The organism is Collinsella sp. AF37-9 (assembly GCF_003475115.1).
In the GTDB taxonomy this organism is placed as follows: domain Bacteria; phylum Actinomycetota; class Coriobacteriia; order Coriobacteriales; family Coriobacteriaceae; genus Collinsella.
The window spans coordinates 5,845-23,979 of record NZ_QROQ01000018.1; the positions used below are offsets into that span (position 1 = coordinate 5,845).

Annotated in this window: 12 protein-coding genes; 9 read left to right on the forward strand and 3 right to left on the reverse strand. The window is 61.0% G+C overall.

Translation table 11 applies throughout. The annotated features are described in order from the left end of the window. The first annotated feature begins 104 nt into the window (after positions 1–104). Both DW024_RS06470 and DW024_RS06475 read left to right on the forward strand, forming a co-directional pair. Positions 105–1,124 (forward strand): M42 family metallopeptidase, encoded by a 1,020-nt coding sequence (locus DW024_RS06470; RefSeq protein ID WP_118377286.1) that lies wholly within the window; start codon positions 105–107, stop codon positions 1,122–1,124. A gap of 138 nt (positions 1,125–1,262) precedes the next feature. Then, positions 1,263–2,636 (forward strand): DNA-binding protein, encoded by a 1,374-nt coding sequence (locus tag DW024_RS06475; protein WP_118377272.1) that lies wholly within the window; start codon positions 1,263–1,265, stop codon positions 2,634–2,636. An 8-nt stretch (positions 2,637–2,644) separates the two neighbouring features. Here DW024_RS06475 and mnmA read toward each other — a convergent pair whose 3' ends face one another. Continuing rightward, positions 2,645–3,868, reverse strand: coding sequence for a tRNA 2-thiouridine(34) synthase MnmA (gene mnmA, locus DW024_RS06480; RefSeq protein WP_255413756.1), 1,224 nt, complete (start codon positions 3,866–3,868; stop codon positions 2,645–2,647). A gap of 58 nt (positions 3,869–3,926) precedes the next feature. Further along, on the reverse strand, positions 3,927–4,865 hold the full coding sequence (cysK, locus tag DW024_RS06485) for a cysteine synthase A (RefSeq protein WP_055250951.1): 939 nt from the start codon (positions 4,863–4,865) through the stop codon (positions 3,927–3,929). A 253-nt stretch (positions 4,866–5,118) separates the two neighbouring features. Between cysK and DW024_RS06490 the strand changes: the two genes are divergently transcribed. Further along, a complete protein-coding gene (locus tag DW024_RS06490) occupies positions 5,119–5,547 on the forward strand; it encodes an Rrf2 family transcriptional regulator (RefSeq protein ID WP_117637349.1) in 429 nt (142 codons plus the stop codon). A 137-nt stretch (positions 5,548–5,684) separates the two neighbouring features. On the opposite strand, the gene DW024_RS06495 is transcribed toward DW024_RS06490, so the two are convergent. Continuing rightward, complete coding sequence (locus tag DW024_RS06495) at positions 5,685–6,050, reverse strand: phage holin family protein (RefSeq protein WP_117583967.1); 366 nt, start codon at positions 6,048–6,050, stop codon at positions 5,685–5,687. Between the two features lie 323 nt (positions 6,051–6,373). On the opposite strand from DW024_RS06495, the gene DW024_RS06500 reads away from it, so the two are divergent. From DW024_RS06500 to DW024_RS06525, 6 genes are all read left to right on the forward strand, one after another. Then, positions 6,374–6,673, forward strand: a complete 300-nt coding sequence (locus DW024_RS06500; RefSeq protein ID WP_022094855.1) for a YerC/YecD family TrpR-related protein — start codon at positions 6,374–6,376, stop codon at positions 6,671–6,673. A gap of 220 nt (positions 6,674–6,893) precedes the next feature. Continuing rightward, positions 6,894–10,046, forward strand: a complete 3,153-nt coding sequence (locus DW024_RS06505) for a PD-(D/E)XK nuclease family protein (RefSeq protein ID WP_118377274.1) — start codon at positions 6,894–6,896, stop codon at positions 10,044–10,046. Positions 10,047–10,049: 3 nt separating this feature from the next. After that, positions 10,050–13,673: a UvrD-helicase domain-containing protein gene (locus DW024_RS06510; protein ID WP_118377275.1), complete on the forward strand. Its 3,624-nt coding sequence runs from the start codon at positions 10,050–10,052 to the stop codon at positions 13,671–13,673. Positions 13,674–14,071: 398 nt separating this feature from the next. Further along, the gene (locus tag DW024_RS06515) at positions 14,072–14,926 is read left to right on the forward strand and encodes a PRD domain-containing protein (RefSeq protein WP_117564499.1); all 855 of its coding nucleotides are present in this window, start codon (positions 14,072–14,074) and stop codon (positions 14,924–14,926) included. A 106-nt stretch (positions 14,927–15,032) separates the two neighbouring features. Further along, positions 15,033–16,463, forward strand: a complete 1,431-nt coding sequence (locus tag DW024_RS06520) for a PTS transporter subunit EIIC (protein WP_117564498.1) — start codon at positions 15,033–15,035, stop codon at positions 16,461–16,463. Positions 16,464–16,590: 127 nt separating this feature from the next. Further along, on the forward strand, positions 16,591–18,012 hold the full coding sequence (locus DW024_RS06525) for a 6-phospho-beta-glucosidase (RefSeq protein ID WP_117757899.1): 1,422 nt from the start codon (positions 16,591–16,593) through the stop codon (positions 18,010–18,012). The last annotated feature ends 123 nt before the right edge of the window (positions 18,013–18,135 follow it).

The window sequence follows — 18,135 nt, forward strand, 5'->3', positions numbered from 1 at the left end:
CTCTGGGAAGCTCGATGGGTTGTCTCGCTAGGTAAATAATTGTGCGTGGTGGTATTGTTGCTGTGGGTTTAATTCGATATGAAAGGGTGACTTTGGTGTCCAAGATGGATTCTACGCTCTCCTATATTACTGACCAGTTGAAGGCGCTGACTTCTATTGCTTCACCTACGGGCTATACCCGTGCGGCGACTGATTATCTAATGGAAACGTTGCGCGAGATGGGGTTTGGGCCCGAGCGTTCCAATAAGGGCAACGTGTTGGTTGAGCTTGGCGGCGAGGGCGAGCCGCTCGTATTGGCGAGCCATGTCGATACCCTGGGCGCCATGGTGCGCTCCATCAAGGACAATGGTCGCTTGCGTCCCACGACGCTCGGCGGGCATCAGTGGTCTACGGCCGATGGCGAGAACTGCACCGTTTACACGCGCGATGGCAATGTCTACACGGGTGTGGTTCTCAACACCGAGCCTTCGGCGCATGTGGCCGATGAACCGGTCAAGACCATCGAGAAGAACATGGAGATCTTGCTCGACGAGAACGTCGACAGCAAGGACGATGTGCTCGAGCTGGGTATTCAGACGGGCGATATCATCGCTATGGATCCGCGTACCACGGTGACGGAGAGCGGCTACATCAAGAGTCGCTTCCTTGACGACAAGCTGTCCGCGTCGATTCTTCTGGGCCTGGCGCGTGCCGTCGCCGCTGGCGAGGTGACACTCTCGCGCAAGGTATCGCTGCTCTTTACCGTGTACGAAGAGGTCGGCCACGGCGGCGCCTTCGTGCCGGCCGACACGCGCGAGATGATCAGCGTGGACATGGGTTGCGTGGGCGACGACCTTGGCTGCACCGAGCGCATGGTTTCGATTTGCGCCAAGGATTCGGGCGGTCCGTACAACTACGACCTGGTAACCACGCTGTCTAATATCGCGCGCGAGCTGGAGCTCGATTACGCCATCGACGTGTACCCGCACTACGGTTCGGACGTCGAGGCCACGCTTTCGGCCGGTTACGACATTCGCCATGGTCTGATCGGCCCCGGCGTGTACGCGAGCCACAACTACGAGCGCAGCCACATCGACGGTGTGCGTAACACCTTTGAGCTGGTCCGCGCCTACGTGCAGCGCTAAGGAAGCAGTTTGCGACTCGGCTGACCAATCGCTAAGGCCCGATTTCTCGGGCCTTTTTTCGCTTTAGGTCGTTTAGTATTATGATGTAAGTAATCTATTAACTAAACACGTAAATTACTTAACGAGGTGATGCGGTGTATGGATACGTCTGAGTACTTATCTATGGGTGATGCCGCCCGCCTGTTGGGCGTTACGAAAGCCCGCATATCGCAACTTGCCGCATCGGGGACGCTTGTGTGCGATATTGTGGGCGGCCGGAAGATGGTCGAGTACAATTCTGCGACCGCCTACCAAAAGGTCCGCAAGCGAGGACGCCGTCCTGCGGCCGATGTGGGACGCAAGTTTACGCTGATGTCGGCCGACCATGAGGTCGCGCATGTCTCATTTGATCCGACGCGTGAGTTTCCCTTCGAAATCGCCGAGGTCCTCGATGCGCAACGAATGCCGTTTGGCACATGCTCGAGCTCTTCTCCTACGGTGAATAAACGGGAGCTCAACGTGTGGTGGAGCCATCGGTCGGTGCCTGACGTTCGCCCTGGACTCGTCTCGCGCTATCGTGAACTGGGAATTGCCAGTGGCATCGAGGTTCCGGTTCGGTGCTTGGGCTTATCGCTTTCGGATTGTTATTGGCTGCGGCCGGCCGATTGCGCCGAACTCAAATGGCAAAGCATCAATTACTTCGAGAATGATTTTGAGCGATCGGCGCCCGAAGAGCGTTCGGGTTGGCTGGAAGGCATCGGTCTAAATAATCCGGATAACACGTCCGAGGGCGAGCTCCCTAAATCGTGGATGATCCGAAACGGCATTCGCGTTTTGGCTAAAGGGTGCGGGATGGACGACCAACGGCCCTTTAACGAGGCAGTTGCAACGGCTCTGCATCGTCGTTTGCTTTCCAAGGGGGAGTTTGTTCCTTACACGGTTGAGCGCATGTTCGATGGCCCTGTGTGTCTGTGCGACGACTTTCTTGACGGCCGCGAGGAATATGTTCCGGCTGTTTACGTTAAGGGCGCATTTGGTAGCCAGCGGGGAAACTCGACATACGATCGATACTGTTGCTACCTCGGCAAGCATGGTGTCGATGAGGCCGCTGTGAGAAGGTCTATGTCGCAGATGATTGTCTGCGATGCCCTTTTGGCCAACAGCGACCGCCATTGGCGAAACTTCGGCATCATCCGCAATGTCGACACCCTGGAGATAAAACCTGCTCCGCTGTTCGATAGCGGCAACTGCCTGTGGTACAACGTACCAACTGCCGTGCTCGCAGCTGGGGAGTTTGGGTTTTCCGCTAAGCCGTTTGGGCCCGACCCTTCCGTCCAGCTGGCGCTTGCGGATTTGCTCGATTGGTTCGATTCATCGCGGCTCAACGGATTTGTTGATGAAGCGATCGAGATTCTTTCGCAGAGCGAGTGGGCGACGGCGGAGGGTCGACTCGAGGCCATTCACCGCGGCCTTGAGCGTCGCGTAATCGAGGTTGGTGCCGCTGTTGAGGTACTTCGACACGTGCAGCGATAAACCCGCGGCTACTTAAGCGCGCCGGTCACGGTGCCGCCGCCCAGGACGATGTCGCCCCGATAGACGACGACGGCCTGTCCGGGGGCGATGGCGCGCTGCGGCTCGTCAAAGGTCAGCAACATTTGCCCGTCTTCGCCGCGCGTAAGGGTCGCTGCCTGGTCTTTCTGTCGGTAGCGGTACTTGGCGCCCACGCGAATGCCGCCGGCATCGAGCTCGGCCTCCATGCACTCTGCCGGCGCGCTCCAGATCCACTCATTGGCAGTTAGCGCCGCCGCGGTTAGGTCCTCGGCTTCGCCCAGATGCACAATGTTGTTGGCGGCGTCGACGCCCGTTACGTACACGGGATGCGCCATCGCGACGCCCAGGCCCTTGCGCTGGCCGATGGTATAGCGCAACGCGCCGTTGTGGCGTCCGACCACGCTGCCGTCGCGCCATACGATATCGCCCGGTGTAGCGGGATGTCCGCACCGACGCTCGATATAGCCCGCATAGTCGCCATCCGCGATAAAGCAGATGTCCTCGCTTTCGGCCTTCTTGGCGTTGGCAAAGCCCTGCTCGGCGGCAATGCGGCGCACGTCGTGCTCCTTGTCCAGGCCTGCCAGCGGAAAGATCGTGTGCGCCAGGCGCTCCTGCGTAAGCGAATATAAAAAGTAGCTTTGGTCCTTTTTAGGGTCCTCGCCGCGATGCAGCTGCCAGGTTCCGTCGGACGCCTGGCTCGTTTTGGCGTAGTGACCTGTGGCGATGTAATCGCAGCCCATATTGAGTGCCGCATCGAGCAGCGCGCCAAACTTAATATGGCGGTTGCAGATGATGCACGGGTTAGGCGTCAGCCCCTCCTGGTAGGCGTTCACAAAGCGTTCGATCACGTTGCGGTCGAAGGTTTGCTGCAAGTCGAGCACGTGATGGGGTATCCCCAGGCGCTCGGCGACGGCCTTTGCATCGGCGATGTCGCGGTCGACCTTACTCATGCCCGTGGTGGGATCGGGCGCGGGGCAGGTGAGGCGCATGGTGGCACCGACACATTCGTAACCCTGACTTTTGAGCAGATACGCGGTCACGCTGGAATCGACGCCGCCGCTCATGGCGACGAGCACGCGCTTGTTGTGCATGGGGAGGTTCTCCTTGGTGGCATGTGGCCAAAAAAGAAAAGCGGCGCGGGAGGCTGGTTCCGCGCCGCAGACATTGTAGCAAGTTCGGGCGTCCTGTGGGACACCCTGTTGGGATGAGCTCAGGCTGCCAGAAGAGAGGGGAGACCGGCGTGCCTTGGACTCGTTCTAAGAACGAGAAGCTCTAGTCCTGGAAGAGCGCCGTGGACAGGTAGCGCTCGCCGGTGTCGGCGAGCAGCGCCACGATGGTCTTGCCTTCGTTCTCGGGGCGCTTGGCCAGCTGCAGAGCGGCCCAGACGGCGGCGCCGGACGAAATGCCCACGAGCACGCCTTCCTTGTGGCCCACGGCGCGGCCGGTGGCAAAGGCATCGTCGTTCTCGACGGGGATGATCTCGTCATAGACCTGGGTGTCGAGGACGTCGGGCACAAAGCCGGCACCGATACCCTGGATCTTGTGCGGGCCGGCCTGGCCTTTAGAGAGCACCGGGGAGGTGGCGGGCTCGACGGCGACGACCTGAATCTCGGGGTTTTGCTCCTTGAGGAACTCGCCCACGCCGGTCACGGTGCCGCCGGTGCCGACGCCGGCGACGAAGATGTCGACCTTGCCGTCGGTGTCGTCCCAGATCTCGGGGCCGGTCGTGGCCTTGTGAATGGCCGGGTTCGCGGGGTTCACAAACTGGCCGGCGATGATGCTGTTGGGGGTCTCCTTCTGCAACTCTTCGGCCTTGGCGATAGCGCCCTTCATTCCTTTGGAGCCGTCGGTGAGCACGAGCTGCGCACCGTATGCCTGCATCAGCTTGCGGCGCTCGACGGACATGGTCTCGGGCATGGTGATGATCACCTTGTAGCCGCGGGCGGCCGCCACCGAGGCGATGCCGACGCCGGTGTTGCCGCTCGTGGGCTCGATGATGGTGTAGTCGCCGCCACGCACGAGCTTGCCTGCCTTCTCGGCCTCGTCAATCATGTTCTTGGCGACGCGGTCTTTAACGGATCCGGCGGGGTTGAAGTATTCCAGCTTGACGAGCACGCGGGCCTTGAGGTCCTCATCGGCCTCAAAGTGAGTGAGCTCCAGAAGCGGAGTGTGGCCGATAAGCTGATCGATGGATGTGTACACATTGCTCATGGTGAACCTCCAAAGTGTTCAAATGACTGGATACCGTGTGGTTTTACGGTGTGTGTAGCAACAAAACCCACAAACCTTATGGGTTGTTCGTTTTGCTGTTGGCAAGCATAGTAGGCACTAAAGCCTAGTAATGCAATAGGAAATAGAAGATTATTACGAGTCGATTAACCATCTTGACGGGAATAGGTATTTTCAAAACCAATATTTCGGCTAGAATTTCTACGAATTAAAAGACCGAAAGGCAGCAATATATATGTTGGTTTCCACAAAGGGCAGATATGCCCTGCGCGTTATGGTCGACCTGGCCGAGCACCAGGCGGCAGGCCGCATTCCCCTCAAAGAGATCGCCGCGCGTCAGGGGATTTCGGAGAAGTATCTGGAGAACATTTTGGCCACACTCGTGCGCGCCAATATGCTCTCGGGCATGCGCGGCAAGGGCGGTGGTTACGTGCTCACGCGCCCGCCCGAGCAGTACACGGTGGGCGAGATTCTGCGCCTGACCGAGGGTAGTCTGGCACCGGTCGCATGCCTGGACGGCGACTGCAAGGGCTGTTCGCGTTCGGATGAGTGTCCCACACTCGATGTGTGGAAGAACCTGGACAAGCTCATCAACGACTACCTCGATGGCGTGACGCTCGATACGCTCGTCGCCCCCAGCGAGGGCTACGACTACGTCATCTAGCCCCACCTGCTATTGGGGGACGGGGTAGAAATGGTAGATTTTCCTGCCCTCTGAGGCTCGACAAATGGCAAGGCCGCCCATCGTTGCGATGGACGACCTTCGTTTTGGCGTGTTGTGGCGGTCCGTATCCGGTCGCTTTAGTTCCGGGCGATGCTGTCGAGAATGCTGCGCATGATGGATACCAGGATGCTGCCCATAAACGCCGATCCAAAGCTGGCGATGGAGATACCCGCGCCCAGCAGATTGACCGACAGGTAGCTGGCCAGCTCGAGCATAAAGCTGTTGACCACAAGCTGAAAAATACCAAGCGTGATAATAGTGAGTGGCAGCGAGATGACCGTCAGGAACGGCTTAACGAGCGAGTCGACGATGTTGAGGAACAGTCCCACGAAGGCAAAGCAGACCCAGGCGTCGGCCATGCCGAAGGGCTGAATGCCGGGGACGAGAAACGTTGCGATCGCGATGGCGATTGAGGTCAAAAGCCAGTTGAGCATAAAGCGCATGGTGTGAATCCTTTCTTGCGCATGGCGTGGTGAGGGAGCGTGAGAGGCACATGCCTTTGCAACTCGGACAGATGCTCGGGCACGGCTCTGTTTGGCCGCCCATTGTCTCAAATATTCGTGGAGCTTACGTGCGCATTCGGTTTCAAAACGGCGTTCGTCCTGAAAAACGCGCCGCTGGCAGAGAGTCTTGTCGCTTTAGTTTGGTGGTGTGCTACACTGCTACGGGCAAAAGCCACAGGCGTTGCCCTATTGCATAGAACGGGCGAACGATGCCCGATGTCAGTATCAACTTCGATGCCTTATGGCGGGTTTGGCGGTGATCGATGAATATCGAGAACATGTTTGACAAGCCTGATGTCAAGCAGCTGGTCCACGCATTTAGTCTTTTGGATGACGAGAAGGATATCCAGGCGTTTTTGACCGATATCTGCACGCCGCGCGAGATCTGCGATCTTTCGCAACGTCTGCAGGTTGCGCGTTATCTGGATGAGGGCGAGCCTTATGTTGAGGTTCAGGCCCGCACCGGCGCTTCGTCCACTACGGTGAGCCGCGTGTCCAAGGCACTCAACGGCGAGTACGGCGGCTATCGCAAGATCCTCATCAAGCTGGAGGATGGCGAGTAGGCCAGCGGTAAAAACGAATTGCGCAGAACCGTCCCTTCGGGGGCGGTTTTTTGATCCTTTGGGGACGGAGGAAAACGGATCACTGGGTTAGACTGACCTCCTCGGTGATCCATTTTCCTCCGTCTCCAAGGGGTCAAATCTGTTGGCGTGGGGCAAATCTGTCCGCGCGGGCGGGTAGGATGAAAGCATTGAATATTGCGAACGGTTTGAGTGGAGGACCATGCCTGTTCGAATCTATACCACCAACGCCGGCGCGGATTTGAGCGATGCCGAGGCGGCGCTGCTTGCCGACCTTATTGCCCGCCACGGGCGTGCCGTGCTGCTGGCGCCAACGTTTGCCGAGCTCGACCTGTGCCGTCATGATGCGGCGGAAGCCGGCGTTTCGCTGGGTATTGACTACAAGACGCCTACATCGTGGCTTCGCTCGCTTTGGGAGCTTTTGGGCGACGGGCGCGGTTTCGTCGACAACCTGCAGCGCCAGATGCTGTTTTCGGACATGGTAGCGCGTCTCGACGACGCCGACCTGCAGCCGCTTTCGCGCAGCCAGGGCACGGTGCGTATGCTCGCGCGTATGGCTCGCGATGTGCTGCCGGGTGTGGCAGGGACAGGTGCCGAGCGTTGCTGCGACAACGTTTGCAAGCCCAAGCCCAAAAGCGACGCCGAGGCTCGCGTGTTTGAACTTTTGTGCGCCTATGCGCGCGGTTTGGACCGTCGAGATATGGTCGAGCCCTGCGAGGCGGCTGACATTATGGCCGGCGCTTTGGCCGACAACCTGCCGGGGTGCGCCCGCGCCGTTTGCGTGCGCGGCGTCGCGTCATTTACGTATAGCCTGCTCGAGCTGCTGTCCGCCGTGGCAAACAACGGGGGAGAGGTTGTCGTGCTGCTTGCCCGCGAGCAAGCGGCGATGCGCGAGGAGCTTGCCGCGGCATTTGATGTCCGCGGTGTGCTGTTTGAGATCGCGCCGCTGGGGGAGGGCGCCGCCGCGCCCCAGACTGCCTCCAAGTCCGCTGCTCAGCCTGCCTTTATTGAGGTCGCCGGCCCCCATGCCCGTGCCCATGCTTATGCGGACGTCATCGATAAGTTGGTGAAAGCGCACAAGGAGTCCAAGGACGATAAAGTTGCTGCAACACCCGCCGACCCCGTACGCGTGCTCGTTGTTTCTGCCCGGGCACCCCAGCTGTTCGGCGAGCTTGCCGCCCGTTTGGCGGCGCGCCACGTTGCTGCCGAGACGGCCGAGTTCACGGCGTTTTCCCAATCCATTGCGGGCAGGCAGTTCACGGCGCTCGCCAACCTGATCGAGCGTATGAAGGCCGCCGACGAAGGGGCAGCTTCTAAGACTGAGTGGTGGCCCGCTCCGGAGCTTACCGACTGGATTTACAGCCCGCTTTCGGGTGCTGACGCCGCCAGCGCGCGCACGTTCGACAAGAATATGCGACTGTCGCGCAGCAAGACCACTGCGGGCGTCAAGAGCCTGCTGCAGAGCGTGCAGGGCCAGGTGAGGGGCGCGCGTAAAGCGGCGAGCGACGAGAACTGGTTTAAGAACGTGCCGTGCGTGATCTCGGGCGTGTTCCAGGCGCTGTGGCGCGACAAACCCGTGACGGCGCTCAAGGCCATGCTTGCCGTTGCCGAGGCACTGCCCGATCGCGCACTTGGCGGTCTCGACGGTCAGGCCCGTCGCCAGGCGGAGGTGGCCCTGCTGCGCCACGTCATCGACATCCTTATGAATGGCGCCCGTGCGCTCGACGTGTCGCAGGCCGCGACCGTGCCCGTGCTCGATGACATTCGCACCAAGGTGGACAAGCGTAGCGCCGCCTACGATTACGAGACCTACGAGGTTGACCGTGCGCCACGCGCCCAGGTTCGCTTTGCTTCGCTTGCCGATGCGGCGGCCCTGCGCCCCGGCAGCTACGATGCCGTGCTGTTTGCCGACGTCGACCTGGACAGTTATCCGCTCTCACATGAGGAGGGCCCGCTGGCAACGCTGACGGCAGAGTTAGATCGCAGCGGTGTGACGCTTGAGCCTGCGGCCTTGCTGCGCGCACGCTTTGGCCGCGCGATACAAGCGTCGCGTGGTCCGGTTACGCTCGCCCGTGTGACCCACGATCGTCAGGCGCGCGAGTGCTATCCGGCGGCCGTGTGGACCGAGTTGCGGGCGCATGCCGAGGCCGCTAACGATGCTAAGGCCGCTGACGCCGACAAGGCCGCTGACGACGCTAAGGCCGTTGGCGCCGACAAGGCGAAGTGCGTGGGTGAGGGCGATATCGTAAGGGACTTCGATCCCGCGGCAGGCGAAGGTCTTAGGCGCGAGCGCGTGACCTGCGAAGCTCCTCAGCATCTGAGCGATGAAGCCATTCCGTATTTGGTCCTGCGTCGTCGCGATGGCGAGGGCGAGGATGCGCCGCTGGTGCCGCGCCTGACGTCTGCCTCGCAGATCGAGGCCTATTCGACCTGCCCGCTATGCTGGTTCGTCTCGTACCGCGTGAAGCCCCAGTCGATCGACGCTGGCTTTGGCAATATGGAGAAGGGCAACTTTGTCCACGACGTGCTGGAACACTTGCATGCCCGTCTGCCCCAGGAGGGCATGGAGCGCGTGACGCCCGAGAATCTGCCGCGCGCTCAGGAGCTGCTGCGCGAGATCTTTGACGAGACGTTGGCCGAGCACGCCGGCAAGCGAGGCACGGAGGGCCCGCTTGTGCCGCTCTCCCCGGTGGAGGAGCGGCAGGTGGCCGAGATTTTGCCGCAGCTGGAGGGCGTGCTTGCCTACGAGTCCGAGGCGCTTGCCCCCTTTGCTCCGCGCTATCTGGAGTTTGCCTTTAACGATCTTAAAGTTGAGTATGCCGGCTGGCCGCTCGGCGGGCGCATCGACCGCGTGGATGTGGATGCCGAGAATCGCGCCGTGGTAATCGACTACAAGCATCGTTCGGGTGTCGAGGAGTTTAAGCTCGCCGACCCCACGGTTCGCGACGAGGAGTCGGGTGAGGCCCCCATCGATGATCCGCGCTGGCTACCGCCCCATACCCAGGCACTCATCTACGCGCAGGCCATGCGCCGGGCGCTGGATTTGGACACCCGCGCGGCGCTCTACTTTTCGACCAAGGGCGGCAAGCCGGCGTTGCGCGGTGCCGCGAGCGCCGAGCTGCTCGAGGAAGAGCGCGGTGACGGCCGCATTCCGGGCCTTAAGAAGGGCTTTCCGGGCGAGGGCGGCAACATGGACTTCGATGCGCTGCTCGACCGCGTGGAGGCCGGCATCGCCGAGCGCTTGCGCGAACTCGAGGCGGGCGACGTCGCCGCTGTCGATCCGACGTCGGCGCAGGCCGCGCATGCGCGCTGCTCGTATAACCACGAAGGAACGTTTGTAAGGAGGGACGTGTAGACCATGGATCTTTCGACTTTGATGCCGCAACAGCTGCAAGTCGTCAAAACGCTCGACCGCCCGCTGTTTGTCTCGGCGGGCGCCGGTTCGGGCAAGACCTTTACCCTTACGCGCCGCATCGTCTACGCGCTCTCGCCCGAATCCGGTCCGTTTGTCGAGCATCTGGACCAAGTGCTCGCCATTACCTTTACCAAAGACGCTGCGGCCGAGATTCGCGACCGCGTGCGCCGTGCGCTTATCGACGAGGGGATGGACGAGGAGGCCCTGACGGTCGACGACGCTTGGATTTCGACCATTCACGGCATGTGCTCGCGCATCCTGCGCGCGCATGCGCTGGAGCTGGGCATCGACCCCGAGTTCACGGTGCTTACCGATACCGATGAGCTTATGGATCAGGCTGTTGAGCATGTGCTGGGGCGCGCGACGGCGCCCGATGCCGCGTCCGAGCTCGCCGCTTCGCTCAAGGCCCTCTACGCTTGGTATCCCATGGCGGGCGAGGGCGGGCAGTTTGGCGCCGGTACCACCATCAAAGGCCTGGTGCGCGACCTGCTGGAGCTCTCGAGCCAGCTGCCGGGCGGGATGGACGATGTGTGCGTGGCGCGTGGCCAGGCCGACACCTCGGCGCTTGCCGATGCCTATCGTGCGGCGCTGGGCGCAAGCAAGGCCACGACCGAGAAAGCGCAGGCGGCACTCGACGCCATCGACGCGTTTGAGGCGAGCGGCAAAACCATGGAGGATGCGGCGCGACTCATGATGTCGTGCAGCATGCCGCGCGCGAGCAAGGCGTTTCCTAAGGAGCAGGTGGAGCTACTCAAGGCCGAGGCGGCTGATGCGTTTATCAATATCGTGCTTGCCTGCGGCGGTTCGGCGCTCGATGCGCTGGTGGGGCTCGCCCGTGCCGTAGAGGCGGAGTATCGCGCACTGAAGGCTGCCCAGTCCGCCCTCGATAATAACGACCTGCTCCGCATGGCATACGAGGCGCTGCGCGACTACCCGGCCATTCGAGCGGCCTATGAGGGACGCTTTAAGATGGTCATGATCGACGAGTTCCAGGATACCGACCAGATGCAGGTCGATTTGATCCGTTACCTGACGGGTGCGGGGGAGCGCGCGCTGTGCACCGTGGGCGATGCACAGCAGTCCATCTATCGCTTTCGTGGGGCAGAGGTCGAGGTGTTCCGTCGCCAGGAGCGCAAGGTAGGCTCCTCTGCTGCGCCCGAGACCTCCGTCGCATCCGATGCCCCTGCCGGCGAGCTCGTCAAGCTCGTGCGCAACTTCCGCAGCCACGACGAGGTGCTGCGCTATGTGGCACGCGTCTTTGACGGCGATACCGGTGGTTTGATGCAGGGGTTCTTGGATCTTGAGCCGAGTGACGATCGCGAGGACAAGCTCAAGGCAAAGGCTTCGCGCCGCCAGGCGCTGCTCGTTGCCGGCGGCAGCACCCAGGAGCGAACGCAGGCGAAAGCTCGTGCGATTGCGGAGCGGTTCCAAGCGCTCGTTAAAGCGGGCCAGCCCCAGGGCGGCATGGTGCTGCTGCTGGGCCGCATGACCAACGCCGACGTCTACGCCCAGGCCTTCCGCGACCAGGGGCTCGACTGCGTGATCGCAGGCGGTTCGGTCTTTGCCCAGGTTGCCGAGGTCCAAACGGTGCGTGCCCTGGTGTGCGCGCTTGCTAACCCGGCCGATACGGCGCAGGGTCTTATGCCGCTGCTGGCCTCACCGATGTTTGCGCTCGGCGCTCAGGAATTCCTGGCGCTGGCGACCAAGCTGGACGAGCAGACGGGGGAGACGTCGCGCCGCAACATCGATGCGGGCATCATGAGCGATTCCGATGTGCCCGGCTTGCAGGGCTTGCCACTGGTGACGCGCGCCCGCGGGGTGCTGCGCTATGCGCTGCGCCGCGTGGGACGTGATTCGTTCGCCAACATCGCGCGCGACGTGGTCAATGCTTCCGGCTGGTTCGTGCGACTGGCGAAGCGCGGCCCCGAGGGCAAGGCCATTGCCGCCAACGTGCTCAAGGCGCTCGACGCCGTGGCCGAGGCGGAGGCCGAGTTCGGCAACTCGCCGCGTTCCATCGCGCTGGCCTTCGACCGCTTTTTGGCGGGCAAGGAAGCCCCGGGTGCCCTCAACGAGGAGGGCGACGGCGCGGTACGCATCATGACGGTGCACGCCTCCAAGGGTCTGGAATATCCGGTCGTGGCGGTCGCCGAGTGTTTTGGCGTGCGCAAATCGTCCGGTGCGGCACAGATGGGTCGCGTCGACGGCGGGGGGCAGGTCGTGGCGTTGCCGGCACGCTTCGACGGCGTTAAGCTCGCCGACGGAACCTTTGTGAAGGGCGACGACGTCAAAAAGCAGTTTGAGCATGCGTTTAAGGGCAAGGGCACGTCGCTGTGGCTGCCGCCGGAGCTCATGGAGGACGTCTGTGCGACGGGTTCTCCCGCCGAGGCATTCGTTCGCCTGCGCAACGATGACCTGCGGCTCTCGCTCGAGGAGCGGGCCCGCTTGCTCTACGTCGCCATGACGCGAGCGCGCGAGTTGGTCATTCTGGCGATGGATGCCGGCGTGAGCCGCGGCAAGCTGTGCGCGCCGACCTTCGATGTCGAGACCGATCTGACCTACGACGTGCTGCGTCGTATTCTGCCGACGGACGGCCTGGACATGCCGCAGCTCGATGCCGACCGTTTGGTGTTCGACAACTCCCAGCCGGGCGACTACGAGCTCATCTCGCTGGCTGACTTTGCTTTTGGCGAGCAGTCGTTTGAGGCCAATGCTTCGCTTGATGCCGAAGGCAGGCTTGTCCGCGGCGATGCGGAGCCGGAGGGTGCCGGTGCGGATGCCCGCGCCGCCGTTCCCGGTCCTGCCGACCCCGAGCCCGATGCGTTTGAGCTCGTGTATCCCCAGGCGGTGGGCGTGCGCATGGGCACCTGCCCGTATCCGGCGCGCGATTCGTACAGCTACTCGTCAATTGCCGCGGCGCTGCATGCCGAGTCCGAGGACCGTGCCGCCGAGGCACACGTGCCCATGGACGAGGCCGGCGATGATGCGGAGTCGGATGGTTCCGAGATGACGGATGCGGACGTGGCTGCTGTCGAGCCCGCCGGCAACCCCATGGCGCTGGGCTCGGCGTTCCATGCCGCCTGCCAGTGGCTGATCGAGATGGGTGCCGATGAGCTGCCCGCCGCGCGTGCCGATGCGCTGGCGCGTCTGTGGCGCCTGACGCCGGAGCAGCGCGAGCGCTTCGACGTTGCCCTGGACCGCTGGCTCAAGTCGGCGGTCCGTGACGAGCTGCTTGCCTGGCCGTGCGTTCGCGCCGAGGTGCCGTTCTTTTCGCTGGGCTGCGAGGACAAGGACATTGCCCGCTACGGTGCATATGCCGAGGGCGCCATCGATGCACTGGCGACCGACCCGGCTGATCCGTCACGCGCACTGGCCATCGACTACAAGACGGGTGGCACGCCGGATGAGACACCCGACCAGCTGTTCGAGAAGCACGCCCTGCAGGCGCGCGTCTATTCGGATGTTCTGCACAAGGCGGGCTTTAAGACGGTGACGGTCAAGTTCGTCCGCGTGGAGCAGTCCGATCCCTCCAACCCCGCCGAGTCCCAGGTGGTCACCTACAACCTCTAGCTCACCAGGGCCGTCCGCACGCCCAGTCTCCCCATAACTTGCGATGAAATAGTTCCTGTTTTACGGCCCAGCTGGCTCCATCAGGAACTATTTCACCGCAACTCAGAATCAGTCGGGGGTGCGGATTACGCGGATGAAGTTGCCAATCAAGGGTGCGGATTACGCAAATTTACACTTGACGTTCATCTCGGGTGGGCCTATAAATACATGTGATGGGTTGTTATCCCTTTGGGGAGCATGGCCATCCGGATTCCGTTCGTTATTCAATTGCACATATATTCGGGTGTCACTTTAGGGCATGACCGTAGGCAAGTAGGGTGCTGCTTTCTGCCGAGGTCATGCCCTTTTTGTTCAGCTCCGAATGAGTGCCCTATCATCAAGAGAGGAGGTGCATCGATATGCTGGCGATCAGAAAGCTCAACAATAACGCCGTGATTTGTCGAGATAGTCGCGGTCGCGAGGTCGTGGCGCTCGGCAAGGGTGTCGGCTTCGGTGGTGACTTCCCCCGGGAGCTCGCGATGGACCATATCGAGCGCACGTTCTATAGCATCGATGCCGAGGGGCAGCGTATCATGCAGGATCTTCCTGCCGATGTGGTGCTGTTTACGGCAAAGATCATGGATATTGTAGAGAACGAGCTGCCTTACGAACTCAGTCCCAACGCCGTGCTCATCATGGCCGACCATATCGCCTTTGCGATTGCGCGGCAGAGGAAGGGCATTCGTTTTGATATGCCCCTTACCTATGATGTGCAGCAGCTTTATCCGCTGGAATACAAAATCGGCCGCTACATTACCGCGCGCGTGCGGCAGGAGTTGGGCGTCGAGCTGCCGCGCGAAGAGGTGGCAAGCATCGCCATGAATCTGGTCAATGCAAAGACTGGGGCAGAGGTTACTGTGGCAAGCGATCGCGCCCAATCGTTTGAGCGCCTGCTCAACGATGTCACTGATATCGTCGAGTACGATTTCCGTACCATCATCGATCGGGAGTCTTTTGAGTTCTCACGGTTTGCGACACACGTGCAGTATCTGTTCAAGCGTATCAAGGGTAACGATAGCCTCAGCAGCGCCAATTTGCCGCTTTATGCGAATTCGCGCGAGGAGTTTCCCGAGCTTGCGCAATGCATCGACCACATCTGTACCTATATGAAGCGGGAATGGCATACGGAGCTCACCGACGAGGAGAAGCTTTACTTCATGCTTCATGTCAACCGTATCTGTACGAAGGCGGAATCCGGCACAGCCGGACGCTGACAACCCAGGCCAGAAGGATTGTAACCTGTGTTAGGGCAGGGCATGACCTCCGAAAGTACGAGAACCATCTCGTGCCACGACGATTCGTGGCGTAAAAGGAGGAATGATGACTAACTATCAAAAACTCGCCCAAAGAATCATCGAAGAGGTGGGCGGCAAGGCGAATGTTTCAAGCGCGACGCATTGCATGACGCGTCTGCGCCTCGTTCTTAAGGACGAGGGGCTTGCAGATGACGCCAAGCTCAATGCGATTCCCGAAGTGATTAGCGTGGTGCACGCTGGCGGCCAGGTGCAGCTCGTAATCGGGCCGACCGTCGACAAGGTCTACGACGCGGTATGCAGGGAAGGCGGCTTTGAAGTCCAGACGGCGATTGATGAAGATCTGGACGCAGCAGAGAGGCTTCCCTGGAAGGAGCGGTTCGCTCCGAAGCGCATCGGCAATCTGATTCTCGATGCGGTGAGCGGCTCTATCGCTCCCATTCTGCCCGTGTTCTGCATCGCGGGTATCTTCCGCATGTTCACCATTTTGCTTGGTCCGGAAGGCGCGGGCCTTCTAGCCGCGGAGGGCAGCATGTACCGGCTCTTCACCTTGGTGGGAGACGCGGCATATTACTTCCTGCCGATCTTCGGTGCCTATGCGGCGGCCAAGAAGTTCCAGACGAGTCCTGTGCTCGCGCTCATGACGGCTGCTATTATGATTCATCCGAGCATGCTCGCTATCGTCGAGGAGGGCGCTCCGTTCGACGTCTACGGCATCCCCATGACGCTGGTGAATTACACACAGTCGGTGCTTCCCATCATCCTCATCGTGTGGATTCAGTCCTACGTAGAGGGGCTTATCAAGAAGCATTGCCCTGACATGCTGCGCATCCTCGTGATTCCAGTGGGGACCATGCTCATCATGCTGCCGCTTGCACTCTGCGTCTTCGGCCCCGCCGTCTCCTTCATTATGGGCATCATCGCCGATATCATCATCTGGCTCGGCGCGAACGCCGGTCCGCTGTGCGGTCTGGTGGTCGGTGCGACGTGGAACCTCGTGATCGCTACCGGCATGCATGTGCCGATTCTCACCGCTATGATGCCCGGCTGGCTTGAGGTGGGCTATGACGCCGTGTGCACTCCGGGTACGACGGTGGTTGTTTACGTGACGCTTGCGGTCGCGCTCGCCTACGGCATCCGTGCAAAGGGCAAGGCTAACCGTCAGCTCGGTTGGACTACCTTCGCTACCTATGCGCTCGGCCGCGTATCCGAGCCCATCATTTACGGCATCCTCTTGCGCGATAAGAAGGCGCTCGCTTGGTCGATGATCGGCGGCGCGGCCGGCGGCCTTGCATGCGGTCTGCTCAACGCGCGCATCTTCGTCTTCTCGGGAGTCGGCTTCCCGTGGATGAACGTCATCAAGTTCAGCCAGGACATCATTCCGGGCGCCATCAGCTGCGCGATTGGCTTTGCGGTGACATTCGCCCTCTGCATGGTCTTTGGCTTCGACAATCGCGAATCGGGCGAGAAGGAAGCCGAGGAGGCCCTTGAGGCTTAAGCGCTGCATCTAGAAGGGTGCCTTAGCGCAACGAGTCTCTTCTCGGAACTGGGGCCCCATGAACCCGGACGGGCACCGCTGCATGGTGGTGCCCGTTCGCACTAAAAGCAAGATAAGGAGGACTCCCATGCCATTGCGTTCTGATTTCCTCTGGGGCGGCGCGCTTTCCGCCAACCAGTGTGAGGGTGCCTGGGACGAGGGCGGGCGGGGGCTCGCCAACGCGGATCTTCTGCCGTACGGGCGGGACCGTCTCGCCGTCATCAGGGGTGACGACGTTCCGCTCGAGCCGCTGTCCGACCATTACTACCCGGCCCAACAGGCCATCGATTTCTATCATCATTACCGCGAGGACATCGCGCTCTTCGGCGAGATGGGCTTCAAGGCTCTGCGCCTCTCCATCGCATGGAGCCGTATATTCCCCAACGGGGATGACTCCGAACCCAACGAGCAGGGCCTCGCGTTCTATGAGGATGTGTTTCGCACCTGCCTCGAACAGGGCATCGAGCCGGTGGTGACGCTCAACCACTATGACGTGCCCATGCATCTTGTTACGGCATACGGCGGTTGGCGCAACCGCGCTCTCGTGGGCATGTTTGAGCGCTTCGCTCGCACTGTGTTCGCACGTTACCGCAATCAAGTGCGCTCTTGGCTCACGTTCAACGAGATCAACATCATGACCTCTGCGTGCTTCATGGCGGCAGGCATCGTGTTTGATGAGGGGGAGGACCGCTACGTCTCCGTTCATAACGCGGTGCATCACGTGCTCGTGGCGAGTGCTTGCGCGGTGCGCGCCTGCCATGAGATCATCCCTGGTGCGCAAATCGGCTGCATGCTCAATGCGGGTATTTTCTATCCTGCTACCTGCAACCCTGCCGACGTTAAAACGGCTCAGGACGAGAATCGCAAGCACTACATGTTCACCGACGTGCAGGTGCGCGGCCACTATCCGTGCTACATGCTCACGGAGTATGAGCGTCAAGGGTTCGCGATTCCTTGGGCGGAGGGCGATGAGGAGGTCCTTGCGCAGAATCCGGTGGACTTCGTGGGCTTCTCTTACTACTCGACGCGCGTGGCGCAGGCAAACACCGAGGGGCAGTTCGACTCCAATCTACTCAAGAGTGCCCCCAACCCTTACCTCAAGATGGAGCCATGGGGCAGATTCATCGATCCCGCAGGGCTGCGCATCACCATGAACGACATATACGACCGGTACGAAAAGCCGCTCTTTATCGTGGAGAACGGTCTCGGAGCCCCGGATGAGCCGGATCAGAACGGCTTTGTGGATGATGGATACCGTATCGATTACCTGCGCGAGCACATCCAGGCTATGAAGGACGCCGTCGAAATCGACGGGGTGGACCTCCTGGGCTACACGTGCTGGGGACCGATCGATCTGGTTTCGGTCGCAACGGGCCAGATGCGCAAGCGCTACGGTTTCATTTATGTCGACCTCGATGACGAAGGACACGGCACACGTCGGCGCAGCAAGAAAAGATCGTTCGAGTGGTATCGCAAGGTAATTGCCTCAAACGGCGAGGACCTGAGCTGAGCTTTCCTCAGGGGCCGGACCGCGACATGGGGTCGCGGTCCGGCCCCTTTGCGACGAATGAAGCAATCAGGTCAAAGCAGCTAAAAAAGACACGTCCCAAAAAGACTGCCCGTGTGGGTTTGG